The following is a 19,419-nucleotide window of genomic DNA, read 5'->3' on the forward strand; positions in this document are numbered from 1 at the left end:
CTACTCAGCCTGCGTGGTCTGTTGCGCGCGGAGCCGTCGGCCTGCGGAGCCGTCAGCCTGCGTAGTCGGCTGCCGCGGGCAAGCCGAAGAACTCCTCGAGCGTCTGCATGCCCTGCGCCTTGACCTCCTGCGCAAGCTCAACGCCGACGTAGCGGTAGTGCCAGGGCTCGAAGAAGTATCCGGTGATGCCCTCGTAGCCGTCGGGGTAGCGCATGGTGAAGCCGAAGTCGGCAGCGTACTTCTGCAGCCACTGGCCCGCCGCTGTGTCGGCAAAGCAGGTGTCGAGCGTGCACGCATCGTCACCAGCGAAGTCGGCGGTCAGCCCCGTCTGGTGCTCGGAGTGGCCCGGGCGCGCAGAGGTGGTGTCGGCAAACGCCTGCCCCTGGTTCGCCACGAAGCTGCCGTAGATGCTCACCTGGGTGTCGTAGTCGCGGAAGGCGCTCACCAGGTGGATCGCTACGCCGTCAGCCGCAGCGGCGGCAACCATCTGCTCGGTCGCCCCGGCCGCGACCTGGCGCAGCGGCTGCCCGTTGGTGTTGCGGACGTTCGGAACGACGAGATCCCCCGGGGTATACGTCTGCGGGGTGAGCGGGCGAAGCTTGTTCGCGATCACCCAGATCGAATTCGGGTCGTCGAGCGAGTGCGCCGCGCGGTCGAAGGCTGGCGACTCGGGGGCGGCAGGCTCCTCCGGTGCGCTCACCTCGGGTGAAGCTGGGGGATCCTCCGCCTTCGGCGCGACAGGCTTCGGAGTTTCCTTCCCCTTCGTCGCAGGTGCCGTCGGATGTATCGCGTCGGGTTCGCTCGCGCACGACGTCAGCAGGCCGGCCGCGAGGACGCTCGCGATCGCCACGGCCGATACGCGGGCGATTGACCTGAATCTGAGAGCTGGCATGAAATCCACCCTAGTGCGCGGTTGATCTCGGGAGAGTGGGAAGTTCACGGGTCAATATCTCGAACCGGCGATGAACAGCTGACAAGTTTGACAGAATGAGGGCATGGCGATCGGAACTGCAGACTTCCCAGACCCCGACGGTCCGGAGGATCGTCCCGCGCCCGCCGGCAACCCCGGCTGGCTCAACGACGAGGAGCTCGCGTTTGTGCGCGGTCGCATCCCCGTGCTGTACGTCGAGGCGGTGCCCGTGAGGCTTGACGGCCTCGGCAAGGTGATCGAGGTTGGCCTGCTGCTGCGAAGCACCGCGGAGGGGCACCTCACCCGTGCGTTCGTCTCGGGCCGGGTGCGCTTCGGTGAGCCGCTGCGTGAGGCGCTGTACCGGCACCTTGAGAACGACCTCGGGCCGATGGCGTTTCCGCAGATGCCGACGGCGCTCATGCCCGCGATGGTCGCCGAGTACTTTCCGATGCCCGGGATCTCGCAGTACGTCGACGAACGCCAGCACGCGGTCTCGCTCGTCTATGTGGTACCGGTGACGGGAAGCTGCGACCCCAGGCAGGACGCCCTCGAGGTCACTTGGATGACCCCCGAGGATGCGCTCGCCGCAGACACCCTTGGTGAACTCCCGGGCGGCCGCGGCCAGCTGCTGCGCCAGGTGCTCAGCACTGTCGGCTGCTAGCCGGCTGCTCGGCCGCCTGCCCAGCGTTCCGGAGCGCCCGGAGCGCCCGGCCCCGCCTCCCGGAGCGCCTGGCCCCGTCTCCCGGAGCGCCCCGCCCCGCAGCCATCCTCCGTGCCCCGATTAATTGAATCTGAGCCTTATACAGCCCAAGAAACACTCGGAATGGATTAAACGGGGCAGTTAGGATCGCGAGGTCGGGCGGCGCTCCCAGCGGATGAGGTGCGCGCGGGAGAAGCCTCGGGAACACTTCGCACAGGAAGCTTCGCGCACCGGCTTCCGGAACCTGAAGTGTTCGTGTCCGCCGGGGCAGTGCCCGACCCAGGGGGCGCGCTCGTGCGCGATCTCGCCGTCGTGGGTGCGACCCCCGACATAGCCGAGGTCGCGGGCAACCTGCTGCCAGGCAGGGCCGTGCGCTGCCGCCGGGCCCGCGAGCGCATGCGCGACCTCGTGCAGCAACACCTGGTGGATCTCGTCGTCCTCGAACTTCTCGGCGAGATACTTCGACACTGTGATTCGGCGGTCGGTGTAGTTGCACAGCCCGGCCCGGCGCTTCGCGTTGTCGAATCCAAAGCTCCATGACCCGGCACCAAAGCGCGGGTCAAGGTGGTGCCGGATGAGCGCCTCAGCCCAGCCGCGCACCCGCTGTAGCTCGCTCACGGCTACGCCCCGAAGATGCCCGGGCTGGGGGCGGGGGAGTCGACCGCGGTCGCGTCGGTGACCGGTTTCGTGGTTCCGATGAGCTCTGCGAGCTCGCGGTCGGCAAGCATCCGTGCGGGATGCGGGCCGCCGGCGAGCAGCCGCGGCAGCCAGTCGAGCTCGCTCTCAGGGGATCCGGCTGCGCCGTTCGACGCGACAATCACAACGTTGCCGTAGCGGCGTCCCTTGAGCACCTGCGGCTCGGCGATCGCGACGACCTCGCTGAATAGCGACTTCAGCGTTGCAAGCTGACCGCGCACAAACGGCAGGCCCTTGCCGTCTGCGGCATTCACAACGACCAGGCCGTCGGGAGTGAGTAGCGGGCGCACGACCTCGTAGAACTCGACGCTCGAAACGTGCGCCGGGGTCTGGGACCCAGCAAAGATGTCAACGACGACGAGATCCATTGCTCCGTGCATGCCAGCCGGAAGCTTGCCGAGTACCTCGCGGGCGTCGCCGTGCCGCACGCGAATGCTCGCCCGCTTGGGCAGCGGGGCCGCCGCGCGGACGAGCTCGACGAGGGCGCTCTCCAACTCGATCACCTGCTGGCGGCTGCCAGGCCTGGTGGCTTCAACGTAGCGGGGGAGCGAGAAGGCTCCACCGCCGAGGTGCAGCGCCGAAATCGGTGCGCCAGGGGTACGAAACAGGTCGATGACGTGCCCGATACGACGCATGTACTCAAAGAACAGGTCAGAGGGGTCACCGAGATTAACGTGGGACTGCGGGGTGCCGTCAATCACGAGCTCGATGGCACCGTTCACCCACCGATCCTCCTGGATCGAAGCGGTGTGCCCCGAGGTGAGTGTGACGGGAGGCGGGAGGATCACACCAGCCCGAGCTCGGCGAACTTCGCGCGCATGTCAGCGTCGCTCGGCTCGACCTGGTGGCTGCCGTCGGGGTAGGTGATGACCGGAATGTTCTTGCGGCCGCTGATGTCTTCTGCGACCTGCGCGGCCTCAGGGGTCTCGATGAGGTCGATCCACTCATAGGCGACCTCCGCCTCCCCAAAGACGCGCTTAGCGCGGCGGCAATCACCACACCAGTCGGCGCCAAAAATACGGATGCTCTGGGACTCGGGCTGCTGCGTCTCGCTCATGCGAACAATCCTACGGACTTCCGTCAGCGGGTGTGCTGGCGTTCGCCAGTTGTGGATAACTCGGTGCGCCGGCGGCGCCAGATTCGCTGCGCGATGACGGCCGTTGCGATCCCGAGCAGCGCCCCAGCGAGGGTGTCGCTGAGCCAGTGCACGCCTAGCGCGGAGCGGCTCCACATCATCGCGAGAGTCCACGAGACGGCAGCGATCCAGATCCAGGTCACCGATGACCTGTTGACGAAGGTTGCTCCGCGGCGGTACACCGACGACACCGCGTACGCGACGGAGACCGCGAGCGCGGCCGCTCCCATCGAGTGACCGGAGGGGTACGAGTATCCATCCCAGGCGTAGAGCGCGTCGATGGGGCGCGGGCGCTCCACCAGGTACTTCGTGAGCTCAGAGAGCGCGACGCCAAGAATGAGCGCGGTGGCAAGCGCACCGGCTTCGCGGACGAAGTGGCGGGTCAGCAGCAGCGCGCACGCGACCGCGCCGCAGGCAGCGACGCCAAAACCCGAGCCGATCTCAGCCATGAACGCGGCGACCGTGAACGCGACCGACCCGGGGGTGAGACGCGCGGCCTCACGCCACACCTCGTCAAAGGGCAGCGGGCCGCTGTTCTCGAAGTGGAGGTACGCGCCGAGCGCCGCGACCGCAAGGATCGCGATGACCGCCCAGGCAATGGCCGGGGACGTGCGCTTCGAACTCATGCACTCACAGTAACGGGAGAGCCTGCCGCTCGCCTGGTAGCCAGCTTTGCCTGAGCTGGCAGTCGGGCAAGGGACTGGGCTACGGTGGGTGTGTGCCGGAAACGGGTGCAGCTTGGCGACCCTTGTGGCGACGCTGCGATGGTGTTACAGTTGAAAGCTGCACTATGGACACGAGTCTGCCTTCATATAGCGGAAGGCCTCGGGAGTTGGCGCGCAGGCGCAAATGAACCCCGTGTGACCCAAGAGCAATTCTTCGCAAGACCAAGTCAACCGGCCCGACGGGGCCCACGGAGGTACTTCCTTGGCTGCTGCGCCCAACGCATCGTCCACCAATAACCCGAAGAACGGTCGCAATCACTCGCGGCTCTCTTTCGCCAAGATTTCTGACACGCTGTCAGTACCAAATCTTCTGGCACTTCAGCTCGAGAGCTTTGATTGGCTCGTCGGTAACGACGCGTGGGCAACCCGCGTTACAGAGGCACAGGCTCAGGGGCGCGATGACATCGCGCTGAAGAGTGGCCTCGAGGAGATCTTCGAGGAGATGTCCCCGATCGAGGACAACGCTGGCACTATGCAGCTCTCCTTCGAGAACCCGATCCTCGACGAGCAGAAGTTCTCGATTGATGAGTGCAAGGAGCGCGGGAAGACCTACTCGGCTCCCCTCTACGTTGAGGCAGCGTTCTACAACACCGAGACCCAGGTACTGAAGAGCCAGACGGTCTACATGGGCGACTTCCCGCTCATGACCGACAAGGGCACCTTCATCATCAACGGCACCGAGCGCGTCATTGTGTCGCAGCTCGTCCGTAGCCCCGGCGTCTACTTCGAGCGCCAGCAGGAGAAGACCTCCGATAAGGACGTCTTCTCGGCACGCGTGATCCCGAGCCGTGGTGCATGGCTCGAGTTCGAGATCGACAAGCGCGACCAGGTCGGCGTCCGCATCGACCGCAAGCGCAAGCAGTCGGTCACCGTGTTCCTGAAGGCGCTCGGCATGACCACCGCCGAGATCCTCGAGGAGTTCGCCGGCTACGAGTCGATCGCGCTCACCCTCGAGAAGGACGGCGTTGTCGAGAAGGAGGGCGCAAACCTCCAGGAAGACGCCCTCAAGGACATCTACCGCAAGCAGCGCCCGGGCGAGCAGGTTGCGATCGAGGCCGCGCGTGCGCTCCTCGACAACAGCTACTTCAACCCGAAGCGTTACGACCTCGCAAAGGTCGGTCGCTACAAGATCAACCGCAAGCTCGGTCTCGAAGCTCCGATCACCGATTCGGTGCTCTCGCTCGAGGACATCGTTGCGACGATCAAGTACCTCGTAGGTCTCCACGCAGGCACCGAGACGCTTCCCGGCACCCGCGAGGGCAAGGCATTCGACAACCGCCTCGACACCGACGACATCGATCACTTCGGTAACCGTCGTATCCGCGCGGTTGGCGAGCTCATCCAGAACCAGGTGCGCACCGGCCTCAGCCGCATGGAGCGCGTCGTTCGCGAGCGCATGACCACGCAGGACATCGAAGCGATCACCCCGAACACCCTGATCAACACGCGCCCCGTGCTCGCGGCGATCAAGGAGTTCTTCGGCACCTCGCAGCTGTCGCAGTTCATGGATCAGAACAACCCGCTCGCAGGACTCACGAACAAGCGTCGTCTGTCTGCGCTCGGCCCCGGCGGTCTCTCACGTGACCGCGCAGGCGTCGAGGTGCGAGACGTTCACCCGTCGCACTACGGCCGTATGTGCCCCATTGAGACCCCGGAAGGCCCGAACATTGGCCTGATCGGTGCACTCGCAACGTTCGCACGCATCAACGCGTTCGGCTTCATCGAGACCCCGTACCGCCGCATCGTCGACGGCACCGTCACCGACAAGGTCGACTACCTCACCGCGCACGAAGAGGACGAGTTCCTGATCGCGCAGGCCGGTGCACCGATCGATAAGGACGGCAAGTTCGCCGACGAGCAGGTCCTCGCACGCCCCCGCGGCTCCGAGGTGCAGCTCGTCGACGCAGACACCGTGCAGTACATGGACGTCTCCGCGCGCCAGATGGTGTCGGTCGCGACTTCGCTGATCCCGTTCCTCGAACACGACGATGCGAACCGCGCGCTCATGGGCGCGAACATGCAGCGTCAGGCCGTGCCGCTCGTCCGTTCCGAGTCGCCGCTCGTCGGCACCGGCATGGAGGGCTACGCAGCCATCGACGCGGGTGACGTCATCGTTGCCGAGCAGGCCGGCGTCGTCACCGACGTCTCGGCTGACTTCGTGAGCATCACGCTCGACGAAGGCGGCACGAAGAAGTACTACATGCGCAAGTTCGACCGCTCGAACCAGGGCACGAACTACAACCACCGCGTCATCGTCAAGGCTGGCGAGCGGATCGAGGCCGGCGAGGTTATCGCTGACGGCCCCGCAACCGAGAACGGTGAGCTCGCACTCGGCAAGAACCTCCTCGTAGCGTTCATGCCGTGGGAGGGTCACAACTTCGAGGACGCGATCATCCTCAGCCAGAACCTCGTGAAGGACGACACGCTGTCGTCGATCCACATCGAGGAGTACGACGTCGATGCCCGCGACACCAAGCTCGGGAAGGAAGAGATCACCCGCGATCTCCCCAACGCGAGCATGGAGGCGCTGAAGGATCTCGACGAGCGCGGCATCATCCGCATCGGCGCAGAGGTCAACCCCGGCGACATCCTCGTCGGCAAGGTCACGCCGAAGGGTGAGACCGAGCTGTCGGCCGAGGAGCGTCTGCTCCGCGCGATCTTCAACGAGAAGAGCCGCGAGGTTCGCGACACCTCGCTGAAGGTTCCGCACGGCGTTGCCGGTACCGTTACCTCCGTCAAGGTGTTCGACGCTGAGAACGACAACGATGATGACCTCGGCTCTGGTGTGAACCAGCGCGTCGTCGTCTACATCGCGCAGAAGCGTAAGATCACCGAGGGCGACAAGCTTGCGGGCCGCCACGGTAACAAGGGCGTCATCTCGAAGATCCTCCCGGTCGAAGACATGCCGTTCCTCGAAGACGGTACCCCCGTCGACGTGATCCTCAACCCGCTCGGTATTCCCGGCCGCATGAACTTCGGCCAGGTGCTCGAAGTACACCTGGGCTGGATCGCCAAGCAGGGCTGGAAGGTCGACGGCAACCCGGAGTGGGCTGCAAAGCTCGCGAAGTCGGCGCTCGAGGCTGCCCCGAACACCAAGGTCGCGACCCCCGTGTTCGATGGCGCATCTGAGATCGAGATCGCAGGTCTTCTCGACTCGACCACGCCGAACCGTGACGGTGAGCGTCTCATCGACTCGTCGGGTAAGACCCGACTGTTCGATGGCCGCTCAGGTGAGCCGTACCCGTACCCGATCGCTGTCGGTTACATGTACATCCTGAAGCTCCACCACCTCGTGGACGACAAGATCCACGCGCGTTCGACCGGACCGTACTCGATGATCACCCAGCAGCCGCTCGGTGGTAAGGCGCAGTTCGGTGGCCAGCGCTTCGGTGAGATGGAAGTGTGGGCCCTCGAGGCCTACGGTGCCGCGTACGCGCTCCAGGAGCTGCTCACGGTGAAGTCGGATGACATCCTCGGCCGCGTCAAGGTCTACGAGGCGATCGTTCGTGGCGAGAACATTCCGGAGCCGGGCGTGCCCGAGTCGTTCCGCGTTCTCATGAAGGAAATGCAGTCGCTCTGCCTGAACGTTGAGGTGCTCGGCGCCGACGGTAACGCCGTCAGCCTGCGCGACAACGACGACGAGGCACACCGCACCGCGGAAGAGCTCGGCATTAACCTGTCCACTCGCTTCGAGGCAGCTTCGGCTGACGAGATCTAAGTAGGCTGCGCGCCCCGCCCGCGGGTGGGGCGCCCCTAGCCACTTCAGAATTTTTACGTTTTCATCCAAGGAGAACATTTTGCTCGAGGGTACGAGTTTCAATGAGCTGCAGATCCGCTTGGCAACCGCCGACGATATCCGCGGCTGGTCATTCGGCGAGGTTAAGAAGCCGGAGACCATCAACTACCGCACGCTGAAGCCGGAAAAGGACGGTCTGTTCGGCGAGCAGATCTTCGGTCCTTCCCGCGACTGGGAGTGCGCCTGTGGCAAGTACAAGCGTGTCCGTTACAAGGGCATCGTGTGTGAGCGCTGTGGCGTAGAGGTCACCAAGTCGAGCGTTCGTCGTGAGCGCATGGGCCACATCGAGCTCGCAGCTCCCGTGACCCACATCTGGTACTTCAAGGGCGTCCCGTCACGCCTGGGCTACCTGCTCGACATGGCACCGAAGGACCTCGAGAAGGTCATCTACTTCGCTGCGTACATGATCATCGACATCGATGACGAGGGCCGCCACGAAGACATGGCTGAGCTTGAGGCCGAGCTGCGGCTCGAGCTCAAGGCGCTCGGCGACCAGCGCGATATCGCGGTGGCACAGCGTCAGAAGCAGGCCGAGACCGACCTGGCCGCACTTGAGGCTGAGGGAGCGAAGGCAGACCAGCGCCGTCGCGCCGAGGCATCGGCCGAGAAGGACATGACCCTGATCCGCCGCGGCTTCGACGACGACATTGCTCGTCTCGAGCGCGTCTGGGACGACTTCCGCAGCCTGAAGATCGGTGACCTCAAGCCTGAGGACGCAATCTTCGCTGACCTCATGGATCGCTACGGCGACTACTTCGAGGCATACATGGGCGCAGAGGCCATCAAGAAGCGCCTTGAGGCGTTTGATCTTGAAGCAGAGGCAGAAATGCTGCACCTCCAGATCGCCGAGGGCAAGGGCCAGAAGAAGATCCGCGCGATCAAGCGCCTGAAGGTCGTCAGCGCCTTCCTGCAGACCGGCGCGAGCCCGGCCGCAATGGTGCTCGACGTCGTTCCGGTGATCCCGCCCGAGCTTCGCCCGATGGTGCAGCTCGACGGTGGCCGCTTCGCGACCTCGGATCTCAACGATCTGTACCGCCGCGTGATCAACCGTAACAACCGCCTCCGTCGTCTGCTCGATCTCGGTGCTCCCGAGATCATCGTGAACAACGAGAAGCGCATGCTGCAGGAAGCCGTCGACGCACTGTTCGACAACGGCCGCCGCGGCCGCCCCGTTACGGGCACCGGCAACCGTGCGCTGAAGTCGCTCTCTGACATGCTCAAGGGCAAGCAGGGTCGTTTCCGTCAGAACCTGCTCGGTAAGCGCGTTGACTACTCGGGCCGTTCGGTGATCGTCGTTGGACCGCAGCTCAAGCTGCACCAGTGTGGTCTGCCGAAGCAGATGGCGCTCGAGCTGTTCAAGCCGTTCGTCATCAAGCGCCTGATGGATCTGTCGCACGCACAGAACGTGAAGGCCGCCAAGCGCATGGTCGAGCGTTCACGCAGCGAGGTCTGGGACGTGCTCGAGGAGATCATCCGCGAGCGCCCCGTGATGCTCAACCGCGCACCGACGCTTCACCGCCTCGGTATTCAGGCGTTCGAGCCGCAGCTCGTTGAGGGCAAGGCTATCCAGCTGCACCCCCTCGTATGTGCAGCGTTCAACGCTGACTTCGACGGCGACCAGATGGCAGTGCACCTGCCGCTGTCGGTCGAGGCGCAGGCTGAGGCACGCGTGCTCATGCTCGCATCGAACAACATCCTGAAGCCGTCTGACGGCCGCCCGGTCACCCTGCCCTCGCAGGATATGATCATCGGCCTGCACCACCTCACCACGGTGAAGCAGGGTGCAGTCGGCGAGGGTCGCGCGTTCGCATCGATCGCCGAGGCTATCCTCGCGATGGACGAGAACTCGCTCGATCTCGGCGCAACGGTGAAGATTCGTCTCACCGGCTACACCGACGCTTCGGGTGTCACCTCAGAGAAGCCCGTGCTCGTCGAGACCACTCTCGGCCGCGCGCTCTTCAACGAGGCGCTCCCCGCTGACTACGTGTACTTCGAGCAGGTCGCAGACAAGGGCACGCTTTCGAGCCTCGTCAACGATCTCGCTGAGCGCTACCCGAAGGTCGAAGTTGCTGCAACGCTTGACCGCATCAAGGATGCGGGCTTCCACTGGGCAACTCGCTCGGGTGTGACCGTTGCGCTGTCCGACATCGTGACCCCGTCGAACAAGGCTGAAATCCTTGAGACGCACGAGAAGGAAGCAGCGGCAGTTCAGAAGCGCTTCGAGCGCGGTCTCATCACCGAGAACGAGCGTCACGCTGATCTCGTGAAGATCTGGACCCAGGCAACCGACGAGGTCGCAGAAGCCATGCGCGACGCGTTCCCCGAGGACAACAGCATCTTCCGGATGGTGTCGTCGGGTGCACGTGGTAACTGGCTGCAGATCCGTAACATCGCCGGTATGCGTGGCCTCGTGTCCGACCCGAAGGGTGAGATTATCCCTCGCCCGATCATTAACTCGTACCGTGAGGGTCTGTCGGTTGCGGAGTACTTCATCGCGACCCACGGTGCGCGTAAGGGTCTTGCCGATACCGCGCTGCGTACCGCTGACTCGGGTTACCTGACCCGTCGTCTGGTCGACGTCTCGCAGGATGTCATCATCCGTGAGGAAGACTGCGGCACCCGCCGTGGCCTCGAGCTCCCGATCGCTGCTGAGGTAGACGGGGTGATCGTCCCCGACGAGAACCTTGAGAACTCGGTCTACGCTCGTACGCTCTCGTCTGACGCTGTTGATGCAGACGGTAACGTCGTTGCTCCCGCAGGTTCGGACGTCGGCGACGTCGCAATCGAGAAGCTCGTCGCTGCTCGCGTCACCGAGATCAAGGTGCGCTCCGTGCTCACCTGTGAGTCGGCAGTCGGCGTGTGTGCAACCTGCTACGGCCGCTCGCTCGCGACCGGTCAGCGCGTTGACATCGGTGAGGCAGTTGGCATCATCGCGGCGCAGTCGATTGGTGAGCCGGGAACCCAGCTCACCATGCGTACCTTCCACACCGGTGGATCGGCTTCGGCTGACGACATCACGCAGGGTCTGCCCCGCGTGCAGGAGCTCTTCGAAGCACGTACCCCGAAGGGTGCGTCGCCGATCGCCGAGGCCGCTGGCCGCGTCACGATCGAAGACACGGACAAGAGCCGCCGCCTGATCCTCACGCCTGACGATGGCTCCGAGGAGAAGCAGTACCCCGTGCTGAAGCGTTCAACGCTCATCGTCGAAGACGGTGACCGTGTTGAGCTCGGCCAGCCCTTCATCCAGGGAACGCTCGACCCGAAGGACATCCTTCAGGTTGGCTCGACCGAAGAGGGCAAGCACATTCCGGGCGAGCGCGCAGTGCAGAAGTACCTCGTTGAGGGCGTGCAGGGCGTGTACCGTTCGCAGGGTGTACCGATCCACGATAAGCACATTGAGGTCATCGTTCGTCAGATGCTCCGCAAGGTGACCGTTGTCGATCACGGCGAGACCGAGCTGCTCCCGGGCGAGCTCGTCGACCGTTCGCGCTACCAGCGGATCAACCGCGAGGCGCTCGTCGACGGCAAGCGCGCCGCGACGGCCCGCCCCGAGGTCATGGGTATCACCAAGGCGTCGCTCGCAACCGAGTCGTGGCTGTCGGCGGCCTCCTTCCAGGAGACCACCCGCGTGCTCACGCAGGCTGCGATGGAGGGATCGCGAGATCCGCTCGTCGGCCTCAAGGAGAACGTCATCATCGGTAAGCTCATCCCGGCCGGTACGGGACTCAGCGTCTACCGCGATGTTGATGTTGCCGCGACCGAGGAGGCTCGTGCCGAGCGCTACCCGAACCGCATGTACGCGGGCGAGGGAACGTTCGACGAGAACGACTTCTCGTTCGTCGACTTCGACACCTTCACCTCTGACGAGTTCAACCCCGGCAACTACAGCTAAGGGTTCCGGCCTCCCGTCTCGCGGGTAGCCGGGTCAGGCACTGAGCGGGCGTCCACCTTCGGGTGGGCGCCCGCTTTGGGTTTTCAAGCCCGGGCTGTGTGCTTTTCGCGGCGCCCGCGGCAGCCTCCCTCTCCTGCAGCCACAGGAATGCCGCCGCACCCGAATCCCGATGCTCCCCGCGCATCCTAAAGCCCCCGATTAATCCATTCCGACCTCTTTTTGCCCCTCGCAAGGGTCGGTTTGAATAAGTCGGGTCGGAGAGGATGGGAGGGGTGACGCCGCGACCGAGAGAAGGCACGTCCTCAAGGTGGAATGCCGCCGTCCCGCAGCCGGCCCAGTTGCCTGACTAGTGGTCACTGTGCGCCACCGAACTCGGCGTGGCGGCGGCGAGCGTGGCGCACAGTGACCACTAGTCGGGCTAGGAAGGCCGGGTTGGTTCGGGGCGGACCACGTTGGGGCCCCAAGCAGGGGAGAGGCCCGCGCGAGCTAGCGCGGGCCCATACGGCCGCCCGCAGTGGGGTTTCCATCGCGTGTTGGGCGCGGGATCGCGCATTTGGGCCACATAGCTTGTATCGTGGCGGCAGAACGCAAGGCACTCGAGAGGCATACCAATGAGCGATGAGCGCGAAACTCCCGTCGATCCCGGCGCGGCAGTAGAGGAGCAGGTGGCGAGTGACGCCGCCGTGCAGGAGGCCGTAGTCCGCGCGACGACGACTCCCGACCCGGCTGCTGAGATCATCGTTGTCGATGCCTCGGGCACAGTGGTGGACCCCGCCGCCGAGACGAGCGCCGCAGAGACGGGCGCCGTAGAGACCAACGCTGCCGAGACGACCGCGGTCGCCGCCGGAGCCGAAGCCCTCGCGCAGCAGGCGCACCGCGAACAGGCGGCCAGCCTCGATACGCAGATGGATCTCGACACCCCCGCGACGCAGGAGCCCCGCATCGACATGGCTGAGGAGCTTCCCTCTGCGGCCGCTGAGGTTCCGGTGGTTGCCGCGGCTCCGACGGTGCAGTTTGCTGAGCCCGCGCGTGACGGTGAGATCCGCATCAGCGCTGATCACCCGATGGCCGCGCTCTACATGCAGTCGCCGATGCCGCCAGACCTCAAGGGCAACCGCGGGGCTGGTGTGCTTATCGCGCTGCTCGGCACGCTCGCGTTCGCGCTGCTCTATGCAGGGCTCATCTCGGCGATGATTGCACGCGATTTCCCGCCGTCGACTTTCCTCACCGAAGGCCTGCTGCCGTGGGTGACCTCGTGGGGCTTCATCGCCGGCGTCGTCGCGTTCTTTGTTGGCCTGTCGATTCTCGTGCTCATCTTCGGCCGCGCTGGCTGGTGGGCCTACGTGATCTTTAGCCTGTTCGTCGGCGTCATCGTGTGGGTTGCGACGACCAGCACATTTGCGCTGGCAGGCGGCCCGCTTGGGGCCGAGGGCGTCACCGGCTTCATTGCATCAGCACGACAGCTCGCGTTCACGCTGCCGACGTTGGGCGCTGCGATTCTCGCGCGCGAGGTCGCAGTGTGGTTCGGAGCCTGGATCGGTGCCCGCGGGCGCCGCGTCACCGCGAAGAACACTGTGATGCTTGAGGAGTATGAGGTCGCTCTCGCTGAGGTCCGGGCGAAGCAGTAGTGACTGACGGAGCGAAGCGCGGAGTGACCCGGGGATACGTCCTTGGGTTGCTCGGTGCGACGCTCGTTGTGGCCGCGGCGCTCGTTGTCGCGGCGTGGGGCCTGCTGGGCATGGCGCTCGGGCGTGAGCCCATCGAGACATCTGAGGTGCCGCTCTGGTTTGGGGTGGTCACCATTGGTCTGGGGCTCGCGGGGCTTGGGATGCTGCTGTGGCAGCAGGCCCTCTCGCTGCTGCGCGGCAATAAGCGTCCGATCTGGGGTCTCGTCATCGTCGCAATGTTCGGGATCTACCTCATATGGGGGCTCGCGGGGGTTCTCGCAGAGCTCACGATTGAGGAGACCTGGTTTAGTCCGTTCGCGCTCATTCTGATGCCGGTGTGGGGGATCGCCGTGATCCTCTTCTGGGCGGTGCTCGCGCGGCGAATCTACACCGACCGCCCGACGCCGCAGTGGCCGTGGGAGCGTCGTGAGGGCCGGGAGTGAACCTGGTGGGCGTGATCGACAGGCGCGTGAACACAGCTGTTGACGCCTGGCTGGCCTGGGTGCCCAAGTGGGAGCCGGCCGCCTATCGTGCACGCACGCGCCTGTGCCGCAGGTGCACCGGGTCGCCCGTGCTTGTCGCGTCGGGGATTCCCGAGGGCACGCCGCACCAGGTGAAACACTCGCTCGTGTCGCGGGTGCAGCGGATTGTGGATCGCGTGGTCGACGACTACACCGCCGAGCATCTGCCGATGCTGCATGCCGAGCTCAGCGGAGCGGATATGTGGCGGGTGGCCGGGTACGATCCCGCGGCTGGGCTGGACCCTGAGTATGACGGGCTGGATCCTGACCCGGAACCGACTGAGGCCGGTCAGCCCTTCCTCTTCACCATGGCTGGGCTCGCTGCCGAGTCGCAGCCTGAGCCGCCGCTGCCGCGTCCGCCGCTGAGCCAAGCCGAGAAGGAGCAGCTGCGCCGCGAGATCGAGCTGGCTGACCTGCGGGCGGCCGATATCGGCAACGAAGTTTGCTTTTCGCTCATGGCGCACCGCCCTCGAATCGCGGCTGCGATTGACAGGTTTGTTGAGCCGCAGGTGCGCGCGATGCTCGACGACCTCTCGCGCAACCTCGAACCCCCGGCCTAGTGCGCGGCGAGACCCTTGCGCAGGGGCTCCGCAGCGCGTAAGGTTATTCCTTGGTGCACTCCACCTGTCTCGCGCGTGCGCGAATGCAGGGGGAGAGCATCGAGGGTCACTCGCTCCCAGAGCTGAAACCCCCACGGCATAGCTGCACTCGGACCCACGGTTTCGGCCAAGGGTTCAGCAGCTCAGCGCGTGCGCAAGCTCGCGCAAATGCTCGCCCATTTGAAGCATTCCTGTCACCGTGCAGGACTACTAGGAGAATCAGTGCCTACTATTCAGCAGCTGGTTCGCAAGGGGCGGTCGCCGAAGGTCTCCAAGACCAAGGCTCCCGCACTGAAGGCGAACCCCCAGCAGCGCGGTGTGTGTACTCGTGTGTACACCACCACCCCGAAGAAGCCGAACTCGGCGATGCGTAAGGTCGCTCGTGTGAAGCTCTCGAACGGTACCGAGGTTACGGCCTACATCCCCGGTGAGGGCCACAACCTGCAGGAGCACTCGATGGTGCTCGTGCGCGGCGGTCGTGTGAAGGATCTCCCCGGTGTTCGTTACAAGATCGTGCGCGGCGCACTCGACACGCAGGCGGTCAAGGACCGCAAGCAAGCTCGTAGCCGCTACGGTGCAAAGAAGGTGAAGTAATGCCCCGTAAAGGTCCTGCTCCCAAGCGTCCCGTAGTAGCCGATCCGGTTTACGGCGCACCCATCGTCAGCCAGCTCGTCAACAAGATTCTTGTTGACGGCAAGAAGGGCCTCGCTGAGCGCATTGTTTACAATGCACTCGAGGTCGTTGCTGAGAAGAGCGGCCAGGATGCCGTGGTCGTACTCAAGAAGGCGCTCGACAACGTGCGCCCCACCCTTGAGGTACGTTCACGTCGTGTTGGTGGCTCGACCTACCAGGTGCCCGTTGAGGTCAAGCCGCACCGTGCGAACACACTCGCACTGCGTTGGCTCACCAGCTACGCGAAGGCTCGTCGAGAGAACTCGATGACCGACCGTCTGACCAATGAGATCCTCGACGCATCCAACGGCCTTGGTGCCGCTGTGAAGCGCCGCGAGGACACGCACAAGATGGCAGAGTCGAACCGCGCGTTCGCTCACTACCGCTGGTAGTCATCTGAGTGAGGGGCGGATCGTTACCCGTTCCGCCCCTCGCTTTGCGGATAACACCGCGCCCCACACTCTTAAATCCCCACCCCGGAGGAGACACCCGTGGCACAAGACGTGCTCACCGACCTGAGCAAGGTCCGCAACATCGGCATCATGGCCCACATTGATGCTGGCAAGACCACCACCACCGAGCGCATCCTGTTTTACACGGGTGTGAACCACAAGCTGGGCGAGACCCACGACGGTGGCGCGACGACTGACTGGATGGAGCAGGAGAAGGAGCGCGGCATCACGATTACGTCTGCCGCCGTAACCTGCTTCTGGAACGAAAACCAGATCAACATCATTGACACCCCCGGTCACGTTGACTTCACCGTCGAGGTGGAGCGTTCGCTCCGCGTTCTCGACGGCGCTGTCGCAGTGTTCGACGGCAAGGAGGGCGTTGAGCCCCAGTCGGAGACCGTCTGGCGTCAGGCTGACAAGTACGGCGTCCCGCGCGTCTGCTTCGTCAACAAGATGGACAAAATGGGTGCTGACTTCTACTTCACCGTAGACACCATCATCAACCGCCTGGGCGCGAAGCCGCTCGTCATGCAGCTGCCGATCGGTGCAGAGTCTGACTTCATCGGCGTCGTCGACCTGCTGTCGATGAAGGCCTTCGTCTGGGAGGGCGACTCGAAGGGTGACGTCACCCTCGGTGCGAACTACGAGACCAAGGAGATCCCCGCTGACCTCCTCGAGAAGGCGAAGGAGTACCGCGAGAAGCTCGTCGAGACTGTCGCCGAGACCGACGACGCACTTCTCGAGAAGTTCTTCGCTGGCGAGGACATCAGCATCGACGAGATCAAGGCGGGTATCCGCAAGCTCGTCGTGAACAACGAGATCTACCCGGTCTACTGTGGCTCGGCCTTCAAGAACCGCGGCATCCAGCCGATGCTCGACGCGGTTGTGGACTTCCTGCCGAACCCGCTCGACGTTGGTGCTATCGAGGCACACGACCCGCGCGACGAGTCGATCGTTATCGAGCGCCTCCCGAAGGCTGACCAGCCGTTCTCGGCACTCGCGTTCAAGGTTGCAGTGCACCCGTTCTTCGGTCGCCTCACCTACATCCGCGTGTACTCGGGTCGCATCGACTCCGGTGCCCAGGTCATCAACTCGACCAAGGGTAAGAAGGAGCGCATCGGAAAGATCTTCCAGATGCACGCCAACAAGGAGAACCCGGTTGACGACCTCATGGCCGGCAACATCTACGCGGTTATCGGTCTGAAGGACACCACCACCGGTGACACCCTCTCGGATCCGAACGAGCAGGTTGTGCTCGAGTCGATGACCTTCCCCGAGCCCGTGATCGAAGTGGCCATCGAGCCGAAGACCAAGGGTGACCAGGAGAAGCTCGGCACTGCGATCCAGAAGCTCGCAGAAGAGGATCCGACCTTCCGCGTCAGCCAGAACGAAGAGACCGGCCAGACCGTTATTGCGGGTATGGGCGAGCTCCACCTCGACATCCTTGTCGATCGCATGAAGCGCGAGTTCAAGGTTGAGGCCAACGTGGGCAAGCCCCAGGTTGCGTACCGTGAGACCATCCGCAAGACCGTTGCGAAGTACGACTACACCCACAAGAAGCAGACCGGTGGATCCGGTCAGTTTGCTAAGGTGCAGATCTCGATCGCTCCGCTTGAGGTTGAGGGCGACAAGATCTACGAGTTCGAGGACAAGGTCACCGGCGGCCGCGTGCCCCGCGAGTACATCCCCTCGGTCAACGCTGGTATCCAGGACGCCATGCAGTACGGCATCCTCGCTGGCTTCCCCGTTGTGGGCGTCAAGGCGCAGCTGCTCGACGGCCAGTACCACGATGTTGACTCGTCTGAAATGGCGTTCAAGATCGCTGGCTCGATGGCATTCAAGGAAGCCGCTCGCCAGGCGCAGCCGGTTATCCTTGAGCCGATGATGGCCGTTGAGGTTCGTACTCCCGAGGAGTACATGGGCGACGTGATCGGCGACCTCAACTCCCGCCGTGGCCAGATCCAGTCGATGGAAGACGCGAGTGGCGTAAAGGTCATTCGTGCACTGGTTCCGCTTTCAGAAATGTTCGGGTACATTGGTGATCTCCGGTCGAAGACCAGCGGTCGCGCAGTGTTCTCGATGACCTTCGACTCCTATGCTGAGGTGCCGAAGGCCGTGGCCGATGAGATCGTTCAGAAGGCTAAGGGCGAGTAACTTCGCCTCTTGATCTGTGGCGGGGTCCGCCTCGCCACAGATCACCCGGCTCAGGTCGCGTAGATAGACCAGAGCTTGTAACATTAAGTACACACCCTGTGCTCGTACCCTCTCGAAACCGTCAAGAGGAATGCGGCACATGACTGTCCTGAGGAGGACCATAGTGGCGAAGGCCAAGTTCGAGCGGACCAAGCCGCACGTAAACATCGGAACGATCGGTCACGTTGACCACGGTAAGACCACTCTTACCGCAGCAATCTCGAAGACTCTTGCAGACCATTTCCCGTCGGCAACGAACGTCCAGCGCGATTACGACCAGATCGACTCCGCACCCGAGGAGCGCCAGCGCGGCATTACCATCAACATCTCGCACGTTGAGTACGAGACCGAGAAGCGTCACTACGCTCACGTTGATGCACCAGGCCACGCTGACTACATCAAGAACATGATCACCGGTGCTGCTCAGATGGACGGCGCAATCCTCGTGGTTGCTGCTACTGACGGCATGATGGCGCAGACCAAGGAGCACATCCTCCTTGCGAAGCAGGTCGGCGTTCCCTACCTCCTCGTTGCACTCAACAAGTGCGACCAGGTCGACGACGAGGAAATCCTCGAGCTCGTCGAGATGGAGGTCCGCGAGGAGCTCTCGAAGCAGGGTTACCCCGGAGACGACGTTCCCGTCGTCCGCGTTTCGGGCTACGGCGCACTCCAGGGCGAAGAGAAGTGGGCAAAGTCCATTCTCGAGCTCATGGAAGCAGTAGACAACAGCGTTCCGGACCCCGTCCGTGACCGTGACAAGCCCTTCCTCATGCCTGTCGAGGACGTCTTCACCATCACCGGCCGTGGCACCGTTGTTACGGGCCGCGCCGAGCGTGGGACCCTGAAGATCAACTCTGAGGTCGAGATCGTTGGTCTCCGCCCCACGCAGAAGACCACCGTTACCGGTATCGAGATGTTCCACAAGCAGCTCGACGAAGCATGGGCTGGCGAGAACTGTGGCCTCCTGCTCCGTGGCACGAAGCGTGAAGATGTTGAGCGTGGCCAGGTTGTCGTAGCCCCCGGCTCGATCACCCCGCACACCAACTTCGAGGGCACCGCCTACATCCTCAAGAAGGAAGAGGGCGGCCGCCACAACCCGTTCGAGACGAACTACCGTCCGCAGTTCTACTTCCGTACGACTGACGTGACCGGCGTTATCACGCTGCCCGAGGACAAGCCGATGGTTATGCCCGGCGACACCACCGACATGGTCGTTGAGCTGATCCAGCCCATCGCTATGGAGGATGGCCTCGGCTTCGCAATCCGTGAGGGTGGCCGCACCGTCGGCGCCGGCACGGTGACCAAGGTTCTTTCCTAAGTCGCAGCCGTGTAGTCTCTGACTACTTCGTAGCCCTTGGCTACGAGAAGAACCCCGGAGGGTAACCTCCGGGGTTCTTTGCGTTTTCGGGGCGGGGTGTCGGGGGCCCCGGTCGTCGCGCGCTATCCTTAGATCTATTCTTA

General features: G+C 63.9%; 15 protein-coding genes. 10 read left to right on the forward strand and 5 right to left on the reverse strand.

Annotation, left to right across the window (positions count from 1 at the left end; translation table 11 throughout):
* Positions 1–52 precede the first annotated feature (52 nt).
* Complete coding sequence (locus tag ACI1US_RS06265; protein WP_461639074.1) at positions 53–892, reverse strand: M15 family metallopeptidase; 840 nt, start codon at positions 890–892, stop codon at positions 53–55.
* Between the two features lie 103 nt (positions 893–995).
* On the opposite strand from ACI1US_RS06265, the gene ACI1US_RS06270 reads away from it, so the two are divergent.
* Positions 996–1,571 (forward strand): DUF4916 domain-containing protein, encoded by a 576-nt coding sequence (locus ACI1US_RS06270; protein ID WP_461639076.1) that lies wholly within the window; start codon positions 996–998, stop codon positions 1,569–1,571.
* A gap of 180 nt (positions 1,572–1,751) precedes the next feature.
* On the opposite strand, the gene ACI1US_RS06275 is transcribed toward ACI1US_RS06270, so the two are convergent.
* From ACI1US_RS06275 to ACI1US_RS06290, 4 genes are read right to left on the reverse strand one after another with little or no spacing between them, the layout of a single operon-like run.
* Positions 1,752–2,228 carry a SprT-like domain-containing protein gene (locus ACI1US_RS06275; RefSeq protein WP_461639078.1) on the reverse strand — a complete coding sequence of 159 codons (477 nt, stop codon included), beginning with the start codon at positions 2,226–2,228 and terminating at the stop codon, positions 1,752–1,754.
* A 2-nt stretch (positions 2,229–2,230) separates the two neighbouring features.
* Positions 2,231–3,094: a spermidine synthase gene (locus ACI1US_RS06280; protein ID WP_461639080.1), complete on the reverse strand. Its 864-nt coding sequence runs from the start codon at positions 3,092–3,094 to the stop codon at positions 2,231–2,233.
* A complete protein-coding gene (locus tag ACI1US_RS06285) occupies positions 3,091–3,363 on the reverse strand; it encodes a glutaredoxin domain-containing protein (RefSeq protein ID WP_461639082.1) in 273 nt (90 codons plus the stop codon). Before ACI1US_RS06285 ends, ACI1US_RS06280 begins: the two co-directional genes overlap by 4 nt.
* Before the next feature lie 23 nt (positions 3,364–3,386).
* Entirely contained in the window at positions 3,387–4,067 is a 681-nt protein-coding gene (locus ACI1US_RS06290) for a phosphatase PAP2 family protein (RefSeq protein WP_461639084.1), read from the reverse strand.
* Positions 4,068–4,368: 301 nt separating this feature from the next.
* Here ACI1US_RS06290 and rpoB point away from each other — a divergent pair, with 301 nt between their 5' ends.
* The 9 genes from rpoB to tuf all read left to right on the forward strand — a co-directional run bounded on the left by rpoB (position 4,369) and on the right by tuf (position 19,276).
* Entirely contained in the window at positions 4,369–7,884 is a 3,516-nt protein-coding gene (gene rpoB, locus ACI1US_RS06295) for a DNA-directed RNA polymerase subunit beta (RefSeq protein ID WP_416549839.1), read from the forward strand.
* A gap of 79 nt (positions 7,885–7,963) precedes the next feature.
* Positions 7,964–11,854 carry a DNA-directed RNA polymerase subunit beta' gene (gene rpoC, locus ACI1US_RS06300; protein ID WP_416549838.1) on the forward strand — a complete coding sequence of 1,297 codons (3,891 nt, stop codon included), beginning with the start codon at positions 7,964–7,966 and terminating at the stop codon, positions 11,852–11,854.
* 611 nt (positions 11,855–12,465) lie between these two features.
* Positions 12,466–13,482 (forward strand): hypothetical protein, encoded by a 1,017-nt coding sequence (locus ACI1US_RS06305; protein ID WP_461639086.1) that lies wholly within the window; start codon positions 12,466–12,468, stop codon positions 13,480–13,482.
* On the forward strand, positions 13,482–13,964 hold the full coding sequence (locus ACI1US_RS06310; protein ID WP_461639088.1) for a hypothetical protein: 483 nt from the start codon (positions 13,482–13,484) through the stop codon (positions 13,962–13,964). Before ACI1US_RS06305 ends, ACI1US_RS06310 begins: the two co-directional genes overlap by 1 nt.
* Positions 13,965–13,990: 26 nt before the next feature.
* Positions 13,991–14,602: a spermidine/putrescine ABC transporter substrate-binding protein gene (locus tag ACI1US_RS06315; protein ID WP_416549837.1), complete on the forward strand. Its 612-nt coding sequence runs from the start codon at positions 13,991–13,993 to the stop codon at positions 14,600–14,602.
* A gap of 261 nt (positions 14,603–14,863) precedes the next feature.
* Positions 14,864–15,235 carry a 30S ribosomal protein S12 gene (rpsL, locus tag ACI1US_RS06320; RefSeq protein WP_059060402.1) on the forward strand — a complete coding sequence of 124 codons (372 nt, stop codon included), beginning with the start codon at positions 14,864–14,866 and terminating at the stop codon, positions 15,233–15,235.
* A complete protein-coding gene (rpsG, locus tag ACI1US_RS06325; RefSeq protein ID WP_042544729.1) occupies positions 15,235–15,705 on the forward strand; it encodes a 30S ribosomal protein S7 in 471 nt (156 codons plus the stop codon). Before rpsL ends, rpsG begins: the two co-directional genes overlap by 1 nt.
* Positions 15,706–15,804: 99 nt before the next feature.
* The gene (gene fusA, locus ACI1US_RS06330; protein WP_416549836.1) at positions 15,805–17,919 is read left to right on the forward strand and encodes an elongation factor G; all 2,115 of its coding nucleotides are present in this window, start codon (positions 15,805–15,807) and stop codon (positions 17,917–17,919) included.
* Between the two features lie 163 nt (positions 17,920–18,082).
* Positions 18,083–19,276: an elongation factor Tu gene (gene tuf, locus ACI1US_RS06335; protein WP_416549835.1), complete on the forward strand. Its 1,194-nt coding sequence runs from the start codon at positions 18,083–18,085 to the stop codon at positions 19,274–19,276.
* Positions 19,277–19,419: the final 143 nt, after the last annotated feature.

The organism is Leucobacter sp. BZR 635 (assembly GCF_048061935.2).
In the GTDB taxonomy this organism is placed as follows: Bacteria; Actinomycetota; Actinomycetes; order Actinomycetales; family Microbacteriaceae; genus Leucobacter.